The organism is Photobacterium sp. ABD4_091 (genome assembly GCF_056160145.1).
This window is the reverse complement of sequence record NZ_JBSWWQ010000002.1, coordinates 1,293,432-1,306,194: the sequence shown is the minus strand read 5'-3', so window position 1 is coordinate 1,306,194 and position 12,763 is coordinate 1,293,432. Positions and strand designations below refer to the sequence as shown.

Below are 12,763 nucleotides of genomic sequence, written 5' to 3'. Positions count from 1 at the left end.
TGATGTTACTTAATACACTTGAGCATATAGCTGATGATTGGATCACTGGTATCCTTCATCGCCAATGCTTTTGGCAAGTAAGCCGGCTTTTTGAGGATCTCACGGGTGATCAGCTCATCAAGTAGCGGTTTAAATTCAAAACCGGTTTTACCGATGAACATCGACGTCAGATCTTCTTTGCCATAGGCATGCAGTGCATCCTTCAGCCCTTTTAGGTATAGATAGTCCTTGGTAAAGCCACCGCCGCGGTATGCCCTAGCAGTGATGGTGAAGGCTTGGTCATTACTGATCCCATAATCATGCTTGAGAACATGGAAGGTCTCGTTAAAGCTCTCGCCCTTGACCATCATATCTACCGCAATCACCCGCAGCGCCAGCGTTTTTAGGCGGTGCAGCGGGAAACTGCCCGATAGGTGCTCACACAGTATCGCCAAGCCTTCCTGCGAGTGGGTATTACCCGGAAGCCCCAATTTTAGGACTTTCAATGGCTGCAAATCGGCGTTGGCACTGGTGACCAAGTGCACCCCTAGCTCATGGTGGATCAGGGCATCAAGATCCTTGCGGTTAAATTTCGCCGCTTGGTTTACCTTGATTGTCCGTCCACTGACCATGGCTCTAGCAATCAACTGTTTGGAGCCCGCGACTTTACACTTCACCCCATACTCTTCAGCTGCTAGCTTGAACGCCTGAATCGCTTCCTGAGCAGTGATCGTCTCTTCTTCTGGCTCGCTGTATTCACAAGCGTGCAAGATGAAGTTGGCATTGGCGATATCGTTTTGATCTGGTTGGCCATAGTAACGCAGCGAGTTATACAAAAACTCCTCACTGCCGATGCTGGTCAGCAAGTCGATACGCACCGCTAACTGGTCAATCACTTTGCGATACATCGCCTGGATATCCGCATCACGGATATCTTCTACCGGCAAGCGGTATAGCTGCTCGCGGAACTTGAACGGATCCAGATCCAGCTGACGGTAAGTAAAGTCAGGCTGGTAATCATAAGGACGATGCAAGAACCGACGCTTCTCCTGCTTGATATTCAGCGGGTTGATATAGCTGAGCGTATTCACCCCGCGTGCAATCGAAAACAACTGGCGGTCAAGCTTGAGCACTTCGCGTGGCAACTTGGATGCCAGTACATGGCTGCTGGTCAGCTTCTTGACCTTGGTCCGGCGCAAAATAGTTTCTGCCGCGTGTTCGGTCAGTACGTTCTTCATCTCGGCACGCAGCTTCTCAAGAACCAATGGGAAGCTTTCACCACGCGCCTCGTCCATGAAGACCTTCTTCACTTCCAGCGGCATGATCAGCGTATTGGCAAAGTTGGCTTTCACAAAGCTGGCTTGATATCCCATGCCTTGGAACACATCATTCACTTCTGCGGTAACACCGATGTTTGGTAATTCGATGTTGCGCAGTTTGCCAACCAGGCTGTCAATCTCCTTGCGCCAGCGACGGGTGTTGACCTGCCGCGTGCCAAGGTTGAATACAGGCACATCGCGATCAATGCGCTGGTAGTTGTACGAATGCACGTCATACAACAGGCAAAGGCCGAATTTACTTTCTAGCGTGTCAATCAGGCACGCCAGAATACGGTAGTAGCAACTGTGCTTGGCCAGCGAAACAGCACGCTCCTCATCAGAGAGCGGTGTCTGCCAAACCGGCTTGCCCCAAGCTTCATCGTAGATGCAGTTTTCAGGCGCACGGTTCAAGTCGTACTCGTAGCGCGAATCTTCTCCCTGCAGCACGATTGGCAGCGAGGAGATGAAATCGCCCGTGAACGGGTCTTCCTCGAAATAGCGCTCTTCTTCTGTGAGCAAACAGTTTGGCATCAGGTCACCGCGAAGGCGGTGACCATGATGGATAGCTGTGGCGATATACGGCTGATATTCGCTGATGCGAATGGTTAAGCTGCCATCGTTAAGCTGCGCTTCAAACGGAACATGTTGCTGGATCCTTTCCAGAATTTCCGTTTCAGAAAGTTGTAGCATCGGCAATCACCTGACGAAATTCATTTTTACGAGCAATGCTGACTTCTTTTGCTTTAACCACGGTTTCAGCAAAATCAATAACTTGAGCTTGCAACTTAGTACGGTTCAAACGGTTGATACGGGTGATGCCGCCAGGGCTCAACACGTTCACTTCAACCAGTTTGCCGTTGATCACATCCAAACCAACGAAGTAAAGGCCATCGCGCACCAGTTTAGGGCCGATGTGCTTACACAGACGCAGCTCCTGCTTGGTCAGGGTATGCTTCACTTCCTTACCGCCAGCATGGATGTTTGAGCGCACATCGCCTTGGGCTGGCACTCGGCGCATTGCACCGATTGGCTCACCGTTCAGCATCATAATGCGCACATCACCTTCTTCAGCACCTTCAATATAGTCCTGCAGAATGACGTAGTTTTTGTCATCGCCGATGTAGAAATCCAATAGGGACTTCACGCTCGACTTGGCGCTTTTCTCAACCAGGATCACTCCTTTGCCGCCATAACCGTTTAGGGGTTTAAGGATCATGCGATCGTTTTGGTTTTCCTCTAGAACACGCTCTAGGTAATCACGGTTCTTAGACACATGGGTTACCGGAATGAACTCGTTGTTCGGATCCGGTAGCGATGTGGTGTAAAGCTTATTGTTCGCCACACGCAGACCATCAATATCGTTCATGATGAAAGTATGATCACGAACCGAATCCAGGAAGTTCAGCGCCATGGTGTCCAACGGCGGGTTGGCGCGCATGAAAATGACGTCAAAACCTGCCAACGGTAACTGGGCTTTGCGGAACTCTGCCTTGCGATAAAAACTCGGGATATTGTTAGATACCTCGGTCTGTTTCAGCACCTGGCAAAAAGCAATCGCCGTGCTGTGTCGCATAGTCAGATTATTCGGTGTTGTAATGGCTACCGTGTGACCGCGCGAGGCAGCCTCGTGGATCAGACGCAGTGTTGAGTCGTTTTCTGGCTCAACTTTGTCCCACGGATACATAACAAAACAAATTTTCATAGCAGTCGCCTAATAACTGTCATCGTTGACAGGGGTAAAAAGAAGTAAGCCATCGCACAAAGGTGGATGGCTTATTCGTTAATGAGTAATTTAATGAGTAAAAGTGCTTTACTCAGTTTAGATGTCTAGGTCGGAATCGACGTCGTCATCTTCATAGTCGCTGTTGTTTTGCTTTCTTTGCGAAACACACAACGTGTAACTACGTACTTTGTTAGTGGTTTTGTTCACGTACTTAGACCAGCATTTGCCATAGCTGGTTTGAATCTCTTTGCTGCCGCTAATTTCGGCCAGAAATTCTTGTTCATTTTCCGTTTCTGGAAATAATGAACCATCAGCGAGGCCACGCATGGTGCGGCCAAAATTTTCGAGTAGTTGCGCTTCGCCAATGGTGAAAACACCTGAGCGGTTGAAACCTCGTGGGAAATTTTTATCGTCGTAAAATTTGCCTACACTTCTCATTGAATATGCTTCCAAACGTGATTTGCGCAGATATTCTTTCAGGTTGTTGATCTTGTAAATCAAAAGTTTTTCGTCGTAATGATAAAAATATTTGATTAAGATGAAATGGCATCCAGATGTATTATGCTCCTTTTAACCCTTAAACTTCGTCGTCGAGGACGCTAGTGGATACAGAACTACTCAGAACCTTTCTTGAAGTGACCAAAACACGCCATTTTGGCCGTGCGGCAGACAACTTGTTTTTAACCCAGTCTGCGGTGAGCTTTCGTATTCGCCAACTTGAAACCCAATTGGGCAATGATTTGTTTTCGCGCCAGCGTGGCAATGTACACCTCACTGCCGCTGGTGAACGTTTGCAGCCGTATGCCGAGGCAATTCTGCAAACCTGGGGTAGGGCAAGGCAGGATGTGGCATTGACGGAGTCGCTCAATCAACAGGTGACGATTGGTGCTTCATCATTATTCTGGGAATTCGATGGTATCTCAGATTGGGTGAGCCGCATTTACCAGCATGTCGAAGGTCTGGCTCTGCGCTTGGAATCGATCCCCCGCCAAAGCCTGGCAAAACAATTATTGGATAAAAGTGTGGATGTGGCGATTACTTCAGAGCCACCCAAAATTGAAAACCTGCAAGTGACGAAGGTTCGTGATTACCAGTTGCAGCTAGTTACGAAAGAAAAAGACTGCACCATGGAGCAATTGAAGTCTCTGCCGTTGGTGTATTTAGACTGGGGAACCCGCTTTTCGGTGGAACACAGCCGAATTGTAGAACTTCAGAAGACGCCAATCATGCATACTCATTCCAGCAAGATGGCTTTGGAGTTTTTGATAAACAATAAAGGTGTGGGCTTCTTGCCTTCTCCAGTGGTGGCGGCCAGTGTACAGGAAGGTCTATTGTTCCCGGTTGAGGATGCCCCAGTGATGGAGCAGTCGTTATATTTGGTGTGGCGGGAAGATATCGAAAAAGCCGAGATGCTAGAATCGATGCTGGCGGTACCTTTCAACCAAATCATTGAAAGTGTATAGCGCAAATCAGAATTAATAGGACAATCAGATTCTCTAATCGTGATCAGTGAAATTACTTGTTGTACATAAAATGCGTTGATCTCCTATTCTCTCGCTATCCCCTCTAGGCAGTAGTGGGATAGCGATACGAGAATGTAGATGTATATCACAAACAGCATTATGGGATTGATGACCTTGATACTATTTGTGGCCGGTCCGCTGGTGTTTAGTATTTTTGTCATAATCCAAAGTTACACTTCGATCAGGTTTGGTAGTGATATTTTGCTGTTGGCATGTATCGTCGCCAGCGTTCAATCAATCTGTATTTGTTACTTACTCTGGAATGGTTTCAGGAAACAATCATGGCTAAGTTAGATCAAAAATTCTCTAAAGGGTCTAAGTCAAAACACAAGTTCGATTTTGAAGATGATTTTCAAGATTTCGATCAATCCTCAAAGAAGAAAAAGCGCCGTACCGCACGCCAGCGCGACGCATTCCCGGAGTATGACGACAGCTATTGAGCCTATAAATTGATTCCATAACTCAATTCAACGATTGAAGTAACGATAAAGGGTGCCCAGTGGCACCCTTTGTGGTTTTTAGCGCTAGTGGTTTACGCTTAAAGGCAGAGCCCTTTCTGAAATGAGGTTTGCACTATGTCTAAAAACCCTATGTCGATGGAAAATGTACAGAAGCTGGTTGGTGAGCAGGTTAAGGTATTTGATCAGTCTGGCCATGCAGCAGAATTTACGGTCAGCCAAGTGACCCAGCAGCCTCGCCACGGCTTTGATGATCTAGGCCGGTTTATCGAGCACTTCGTGATCACTTTCCAGGGGGATGGCAGCACCCACTTCCCGGATGGTCATTATCATTTCAAGCATCCTAAGCTAGGCGAAGTCGAGCTTCACGTGATCCACAAGCATGACCATGATTATGAAGTACTGGTAGAAACAGAGCTGGTTATCGGCCAGTTTAGTTGAGGTATCTTGATCAATATTTCTTGTTGCAAATCATGTATACTGACGCCAGTTTGAATGTAAATACTGCAAGACAAGAGTGAAATGATGCTAGACAATCTTTCTATTCCAGAAGACATCGAAAAAGAGCCTGAGTTGGCTATCCCTTCGATTGATGAGCAAAAGCGCATTGTTGAAGAGTTAAAGCGCCTAGAAGAAGCCGGCGAGTTGACGCCAGAGCTTCTAGAAGAGTTTATGACAGGTAAGCGTACGGTACCTGTAGGCGAGTAAATTAATTTCCAAGCGCAAATATATATTGCAGCTTGGCGATTGAGCATAAAAGACGGCACCATAAGTTATTATGGTGTCGTCTTTTTGTATCCAGTATCGCCATATTGATTTTTTGCTGGCTAAATGCCTAGGCACTTGTCTAATACTTAAGAATTATTTTGTGGTAAATATATGTTTTGTATAAATACAGGTTTAATCATAAGCCTATAAATTATAATGGTTTATTTTCAAATTGGTTCTTTAGCTAGTAAAATAGTTTAACTTTTTTGTTTTGATTCTCATACTTTAACTATACTTAATTGTACGCAAAAGGAGGCATTACAATATCATCAGTTGTAATTGTTCATTTATTAGGAGTGCAATGAATGATTGAAGAAATCCAGTTCTATGAGCCCAATGAAGACTATGGTTTTTTATCCAATTTTGCCGAAAGCCCCATTCAATTAAGTGACGTTATCTGGCCTACCAGTGAACACTATTACCAAGCCCAAAAATTTACCGACCCAGAGATTCAGCAAGAGATATTAAATGCCCCAACACCTGATGAAGCATTTCGGCTTAGTCGAAAGCATGCCGATTTGGTGAAACCGGATTGGATGGATGTCCGTCATTCGGTCATGCGTTATATCGTTTTTGAAAAGTTTCGTCAGAACCCAAACTTTACGCATTTACTGGTAAGTACCGGTGACAAACGACTGACCGAGCATTCCCATAAAGACAGTTACTGGGGCGATGGTGGAGATGGAAAAGGGCAGAACGAGTTAGGAAAAATACTGATGGAAGTGAGGGATTACTTCGCCGAACAAGAGCCGTTTAACTATGTGCACTTTGTCGATAGTGCCAAGCTCCCAACGCAATGGGGGACGTTTAGGATGTATGGGTTTGTTGAGCATGCGACTGGAAAGGAGCACCTTGCACTTGTCTATGACGAGCTTAAGCAGGGAGAGCCGCCGCTCATTCGTCTCCACTCGGAATGCCTAACCGGTGATGCCCTGTTTAGCGCCAGGTGCGATTGTGGCTTCCAGTTATCAAGGGCGATGGAGAATATTGTGAATGCCGGTAGCGGGGTGTTGTTTTATTTACGCCAAGAAGGGCGTGGAATTGGATTGCTCAATAAAATCCGTGCCTATCATTTACAAGATGATGGTGCAGACACGGTAGAAGCAAATGAAGCGCTAGGATTTGCTGCTGATATGAGAAACTATGAATTTTGCAAAGGAATGTTGAGTTTTTTGAATATTGAATCTGTCAAGTTGATGACAAATAACCCAAGGAAAGTGAAAGCACTGAAAGCGGCTGGAATTAATATTGTTGAGCGAGTTGCTCTACAAGAGGGGAATAACCCTCACAACAGTGGTTATTTGAAAACTAAAGCCAGTAAGCTAGGGCATATGTTCGATGAATCATTTATTAAATGATTAGATTTTTAGTATCATAAAATAAAAAGGCCATGTGAATGGCCTTTTTATTTATCCAACCAACGTTAGTAAAGAATAGCTAGATTAAAGATAGTTGTTAACAATGCTGTCAATTTTTCCTGTTTTCTTTAATGTGTCCAAACGTTGGTTTATAAATTTTTGAAGCTCAGGATCCATTTTAGGATCAAAAGCTAAATATATTGGGTAATCCGGAATGACAGCATTAAATGATTGCATGCTGAAGTTGTTTTGATCTTTTTCCTGCTTGACCAAATTATATTTAATTCGCGACTCCATTTCGACGAAAGCAGTATCCCCTGGCAATTTATTGATGACACGAAATGCGGCGCTATAATCCTTCACTCGTAGCTCTTCTACTTGGCCTTTATTGATATAAGGCTCTAGCTGAGGGTAATCAAAGCCATGTAATAGCACGATGACTTTGTCTTGCAGGTCTTGCATCGTACTGAAGTCAAACGGTTCCCCGGTACTGCTTAACAGTACATGGTGGACATTATAGATAGGTTTTTCTGACAGGTTCGCAGCCTGAACACCCCCCCAGTTAGGGCTGCCGTAGGTTATCCAGTTTGCTTCTCCGCCAGCTTCAAGCAAAGTGATCATACGATTAAATGGGTAAGTATGGTATTCGATATCATATGAGCTTTGGTCGAATACCGCTTTGACGATATCAGTCACGATGCCTTGGTGGCTATTACCATCTTCAATCTGGAAAGGTTCGGCTTGCTTCGCGATAACATAATAATTGACTGTTTCAGCCTGAGCATTGGCGACATATAGTGGGAGACTCAGCACAATCCCCAATGAGAATAGTGTTTTTTTCTTCATTTTTAGTCCTTGTCTAATTATTCCGTTATGAAGGTCTATTATTAGGTTAGTAGAGTAATTGGAAGATGCGAGTTTAAGGATGAAGGACGTGACAAGGCTGTTAAAAAAAGATCGCCAGCTTGGTATTGCCAAGCAATTGCTGTTTTCGATCATTTTGCTGAGTTCACTATTTACACTGCTGTCAACAACGCTGAGTTTATATCTGGAATACAAGGGTGAGCTTAAAGCGATAGAGAGTCGCTTCAGTCAAATTCAAGACAGTTATCAATCTAGCCTCACCTCTAGTTTATGGGTTGAAGACAGAGAGCTGCTAATGACCCAAGCAGAGGGGGTACTCAGCCTCCCTTCTATTTCCTATGTCAAAATCTTCGATGATAATCAGGTCATTCTTGAGCTAGGGGAAGTATTGGATGAAGGTGTTCTAGAGCAGCAGTGGCAACTCTCCCACCGGGCAATGAAAAAAGACTTTGTACTGGGTACCTTGGTGGTGCAGTCAGATCTGCAGCCTGTTTACCAAAGCCTTTATGATACTTTCTTGTTGCTGCTGTTTGGTCACAGCCTGCAGATTTTCTTTATCTCTATTTGCATCATGCTGATTGCTTACCACTTGGTTGTTAAACCGCTCACTAATATGTCTGTCGCCGTTACCAAGTTTGATGAGCAGAATGTGCCTTTGCCCGTCATGCTACCTAAGAGGTGGTTTAATGATGAAATTACCACTTTAGCTGCGCAATATAACCGCTCAGCAGGCCATATCCGCGATCACTACCTCGAACTAGAAGAGGCGAGGGAAACCGCTGAGCAGGCGAACTTAAAGAAAAGTGAGTTTTTGGCCAATATGAGCCATGAAATCCGCACCCCGATGAACGGTATCATTGGTTTATCGGGGTTAATGCGTGAAATGGAGATGCCTGCCGACCAAAAAGAATACATTAATATGCTGCACACGTCGTCGTTATCACTGCTTGACCTGATCAACGACATTCTCGACTTTTCCAAAATAGAAGCTGGCCAATTTGAACTGGAATCCGTACCACTTAACTTGTTTGAAGTGAACAAGGAGGTGGAATCTCTGTTTATGGTAAAGGCGGCAGAAAAGGGCCTTAAGTTCTCCTGCTCTGTAGAGAAAACGATCAGCCCTATGTTAATGGGCGATGGTGCTAAATTACGGCAGGTTCTAAATAATTTGGTCAGTAATGCCATTAAGTTTACTGATAAAGGGCGAGTAACACTGGCGATAGAGCATATCGAAAGCTCGGAGGATTTCGCTAGGATCAAGTTCGCAGTTACCGACACCGGGATTGGTGTTGCACAGGGTAAGCAAGCTGCCATATTTGAAAAGTTCCAGCAGGCCGATGGCAGTACCACAAGGCAATATGGTGGTACTGGGCTAGGTTTGGCGATTTGCCGGGAAATGGTCATGATGATGGGGAGCATTATTTCGGTGGAGAGTGAGCCTGGTAAGGGGAGTATTTTTTCGTTTATCATCGAACTGCCAAAAGAAAAAACTAATATTCCAGTGGAAGAGCGCTCGGTACTTGAAGGGCTGAATATCTTGCTTGTTGATGACAGCATGCTGAATATGCGCATTACTACGGTTCAGCTTGAGACGTTTGGGGCCAAAGCTGAGAGTTGCCTAGACCCGAATATGGCGATTCCTATTGTGGAAAAAGCGAATACAAAAGGGCAACCTTTTGATGTGGTGATCCTCGATAAATACATGCCGGTTCTCAATGGCTTTGAGCTTGCACAAGATTTACTTCAACATTTTGGTGCCAACTGCCCGCATCTAATGATGATCTCCGCGGCACCTGAAATTAACGATGAAAAAAAAGCCGCTGAAATGGGGATCCATTCTTTTCTCACCCGACCCTATAAAGATGCGCATTTGAAGTGGGCAATCTTGAAACTGGTATCTCCATCTAGGGATGCAGCAGACAAAGAAGAGGTAGAAGAGGTATTAGAACCTGAGCCGTTGCCTGACAATGTAAACGAACAGGCCTTTGTGCGTCAGACACCAGTGATAAATCAAACAGAGGTTCCAGAGCAACAGCATGCTTTGCCAAAAGATAATAAAAAAACGGACGCTACCGTCCAATCAAAGCAGGATAGTGATCCTGTTGTTCAAGATAGCGCCCAAACACCGGGAGCAACAGCATTGGGTGATGAGCCTACAGTCAAAGTATTGGTAGTAGAAGATACCTTGATTAACCAAAAAGTAGCTAAAATGATGCTGGAGAAAGCCGGGGCGACAGTTGAAGTGGTAGAAAATGGCCAGCTTGCTGTAGATATCTACCAGGAGAAGCGTTTTGATTTAATTTTTATGGATTGCCAGATGCCGGTTATGGATGGCTTTGAAGCGACAAGGCAGATCCGCAACATTGAGGAACAAACTGGCGGATTTACGCCAATTGTTGCCTTGACGGCCAATGTAGTGAAAGAAGAGAAAGATAAGTGCTTTGCTGCTGGTATGAATGACTTTGTGTCGAAGCCTGTCTCGTTGCAGATCCTTAAGCAAAAACTGGAGCAGCACGCTCCAGTTACCGAATCATCTGTTTCTTAACAGCGCCAAGAGGGCGCTGCTTTTTGAAAGATGTGTTAACTCAGTGACCAGTCATCCATAGGTAACGAGATTGGCTGGTTGTACAAAGTAATGACGACGGTTAGCGTATTGTTGAAGGTATCTTCAGATATCTCATCAATAACGTAAAAATCACTTTGGTTGTTCTTTAAGGTATTATCAACCAGCAATTGCAGGCTGTCGTTAATGTTGCCATCAATCACCAGTGTTTCAACATGATCGAGTCGTGAATTGGGAACTTCTACCGGTACAAGCAGCTCAGGGGAGGCGTAAGAAAAAGTGGATGCGGTAAGTAATGCAATAGCTGCGATAGTGCGCGAAATCATGGGTATATAGTGGGTTGTCAGTCAGTAGATGTACTTTGACATGTCGACTGTGATGAAATGTCAGCGCAAGGTAAAAAGAGTTAAAAATACGCTTTTGGTTAACAGCAAAGGCGCAGGTGGCTAAAAGTATATTAAAACACCGTTCAAAAACATCATTTCTTTGAAAGTAAATTTTCATCTGGTTTATTTTTAACCATTGAGTTTATTGAAAACACTGTTTGTATTTTGGTCATAGTTGCTGAAATTGCAGCATAGCCTTATTGGTGGTTCTCATAGAGCTTATCTAGCGCAATAGACAGCCCATTTCCGGTGACTATCCTAATGTGTGACTTGTTAAGTTGCCGGGCATTGGTTACCCCGCATGAATGGGCGATGACACCAAGGCCGTAATGGATGTATTTATTGTAATTGGCGACCCGCTGGGTTTTGTCACCCACATCTAGCCCTTGTTGTAGGCGTTTGTTATGGGTAGTGATACCTGTGGGGCAAGTGTTCTTGTTGCATTGCAAGGCTTGGATACAACCTAATGCAAACATATGCCCGCGAGCAGAAACGACGAAATCCGCGCCAAGGGCAATCGCCCAGGCCACTTTTGATGGTGTAATTAACTTGCCAGAGGCAATAATTTTGATTCGGTCTTTGAGCTGGTGTTGTTCCAGCCTAGCAACAACAAGGGGTAAGCTCTCCTTAAGTGGTAAGCCGACATAGTCTATCAAAGGTTGCGGGGCAGCCCCGGTACCACCATCAGCACTGTCGATAGTAATAAAATCAGGTGCACAGGCTGTACCGCGCCGTCCTATCTCATCCAATAATTCATCAAACCAGTTGAGCGAGCCGATTACAGATTTGAAGCCGACGGGTTTGCCCGTTGTTTCTCGGATGAACTCAATCATATCGAGTAAGTCACTGACACTGCGAATATCGATATGCCCATTGGGGCTAATTGAGTCCTTACCTTCAGGGATACCGCGTATTTTGGCGATCTCTGCGGTGACTTTTCCCCCGGGTAATATCCCGCCTTTGCCTGGCTTCGCGCCCTGGCTCATTTTGATCTCAAACATTTTAACTTGAGGGTGGGCTGCGACCTCTTCGAGCTTCTCTTTGCTCAGGTGCCCTTCGCTATTTCTCACCCCGTATTTAGCTGTACCTACCTGGAAAACAATGTCGGCACCACCTTCTAGGTGATAGGGACTTAGGCCACCTTCACCGGTATTCATCCAGCACCCTGCAATTTTGGCACCGTGTGACAGTGCTTGTACTGCTGGTTTGGAAATAGCACCGTAGCTCATCCCAGAAATGTTAAAAATAGAAGATGTGGTATACGGGGTTCGGCAGTCAGGGCCAATGGTGATAGGGGCAGGGGCGACAGCATCCTCTTCTAGGGTCGGAAAAGCGCAGTTCATGAACATGATGGTGCCTGTAGGCTCAAGGCTGCGGGTTGAGCCAAAAGCAAGGGTACGGTCTACGTTTTTAGCGGCTTTATATACCCAGCTTCTTTCAGCCCGGTTAAACGGCATTTCTTCGCGGTCCATGGCGAAAAAATATTGGCGAAAGAATTCACCCTGCTTTTCGAACAGATAGCGAAAGCGGCCAATAACCGGGTAGTTGTGTCTAATAGCATGCTTATGTTGGCGGATATCAGTGATGTACATGTAGATCACCGCGAGCACACCAAGTCCAAGACAGATGATAAATAGTCCTGAAAGGAAATTAATGCCGAAGATCAATGAGTCACCCATAGTGCCTCCCAATAATAATGGCTAGATTTAAAACTAGCTTATTAGAACGGCTTCACGGCGATAAATTTCACTGATTATGCTGATGCTGAGTGGGCGGCCAAAAAGACTCAAAGAGAAAGCCAAGCAAGAAATGCTTGGCTTTG

General features: G+C 45.3%; 12 protein-coding genes. 6 read left to right on the top strand and 6 right to left on the bottom strand.

Annotated features, from left to right (window positions below; genetic code table 11):
* Positions 1 to 5: 5 nt before the first annotated feature.
* From ACXAGQ_RS20305 to ACXAGQ_RS20295, 3 genes are all read right to left on the bottom strand, one after another.
* Entirely contained in the window at positions 6 to 1,988 is a 1,983-nt protein-coding gene (locus ACXAGQ_RS20305; protein WP_475256312.1) for a flavohemoglobin expression-modulating QEGLA motif protein, read from the bottom strand.
* Entirely contained in the window at positions 1,972 to 3,000 is a 1,029-nt protein-coding gene (gshB, locus tag ACXAGQ_RS20300) for a glutathione synthase (RefSeq protein ID WP_107296156.1), read from the bottom strand. The genes ACXAGQ_RS20305 and gshB overlap by 17 nt, the downstream gene beginning before the upstream one ends.
* Positions 3,001 to 3,117: 117 nt before the next feature.
* Positions 3,118 to 3,522 (bottom strand): MaoP family protein, encoded by a 405-nt coding sequence (locus ACXAGQ_RS20295; RefSeq protein WP_475256310.1) that lies wholly within the window; start codon positions 3,520 to 3,522, stop codon positions 3,118 to 3,120.
* 101 nt (positions 3,523 to 3,623) lie between these two features.
* On the opposite strand from ACXAGQ_RS20295, the gene hdfR reads away from it, so the two are divergent.
* From hdfR to ribA, 5 genes are all read left to right on the top strand, one after another.
* Positions 3,624 to 4,484, top strand: coding sequence for an HTH-type transcriptional regulator HdfR (gene hdfR / locus ACXAGQ_RS20290; protein WP_475256309.1), 861 nt, complete (start codon positions 3,624 to 3,626; stop codon positions 4,482 to 4,484).
* A gap of 341 nt (positions 4,485 to 4,825) precedes the next feature.
* Positions 4,826 to 4,984: a hypothetical protein gene (locus tag ACXAGQ_RS20285; RefSeq protein ID WP_475244916.1), complete on the top strand. Its 159-nt coding sequence runs from the start codon at positions 4,826 to 4,828 to the stop codon at positions 4,982 to 4,984.
* 135 nt (positions 4,985 to 5,119) lie between these two features.
* Entirely contained in the window at positions 5,120 to 5,443 is a 324-nt protein-coding gene (locus tag ACXAGQ_RS20280) for a DUF6916 family protein (protein WP_475256307.1), read from the top strand.
* A gap of 84 nt (positions 5,444 to 5,527) precedes the next feature.
* Positions 5,528 to 5,710 (top strand): ATPase, encoded by a 183-nt coding sequence (locus ACXAGQ_RS20275; protein ID WP_475256306.1) that lies wholly within the window; start codon positions 5,528 to 5,530, stop codon positions 5,708 to 5,710.
* Between the two features lie 365 nt (positions 5,711 to 6,075).
* On the top strand, positions 6,076 to 7,128 hold the full coding sequence (gene ribA, locus ACXAGQ_RS20270; RefSeq protein ID WP_475256304.1) for a GTP cyclohydrolase II: 1,053 nt from the start codon (positions 6,076 to 6,078) through the stop codon (positions 7,126 to 7,128).
* Between the two features lie 84 nt (positions 7,129 to 7,212).
* On the opposite strand, the gene ACXAGQ_RS20265 is transcribed toward ribA, so the two are convergent.
* Positions 7,213 to 7,974, bottom strand: a complete 762-nt coding sequence (locus tag ACXAGQ_RS20265) for a substrate-binding periplasmic protein (RefSeq protein ID WP_475256303.1) — start codon at positions 7,972 to 7,974, stop codon at positions 7,213 to 7,215.
* A gap of 79 nt (positions 7,975 to 8,053) precedes the next feature.
* Between ACXAGQ_RS20265 and ACXAGQ_RS20260 the strand changes: the two genes are divergently transcribed.
* Positions 8,054 to 10,537 (top strand): response regulator, encoded by a 2,484-nt coding sequence (locus ACXAGQ_RS20260; RefSeq protein ID WP_475256301.1) that lies wholly within the window; start codon positions 8,054 to 8,056, stop codon positions 10,535 to 10,537.
* A gap of 35 nt (positions 10,538 to 10,572) precedes the next feature.
* On the opposite strand, the gene ACXAGQ_RS20255 is transcribed toward ACXAGQ_RS20260, so the two are convergent.
* Together ACXAGQ_RS20255 and ACXAGQ_RS20250 are read right to left on the bottom strand one after the other, a co-directional pair.
* Positions 10,573 to 10,881 (bottom strand): hypothetical protein, encoded by a 309-nt coding sequence (locus tag ACXAGQ_RS20255; RefSeq protein ID WP_475256299.1) that lies wholly within the window; start codon positions 10,879 to 10,881, stop codon positions 10,573 to 10,575.
* A gap of 257 nt (positions 10,882 to 11,138) precedes the next feature.
* On the bottom strand, positions 11,139 to 12,620 hold the full coding sequence (locus tag ACXAGQ_RS20250) for an FMN-binding glutamate synthase family protein (protein WP_475256297.1): 1,482 nt from the start codon (positions 12,618 to 12,620) through the stop codon (positions 11,139 to 11,141).
* Positions 12,621 to 12,763 lie beyond the last annotated feature (143 nt).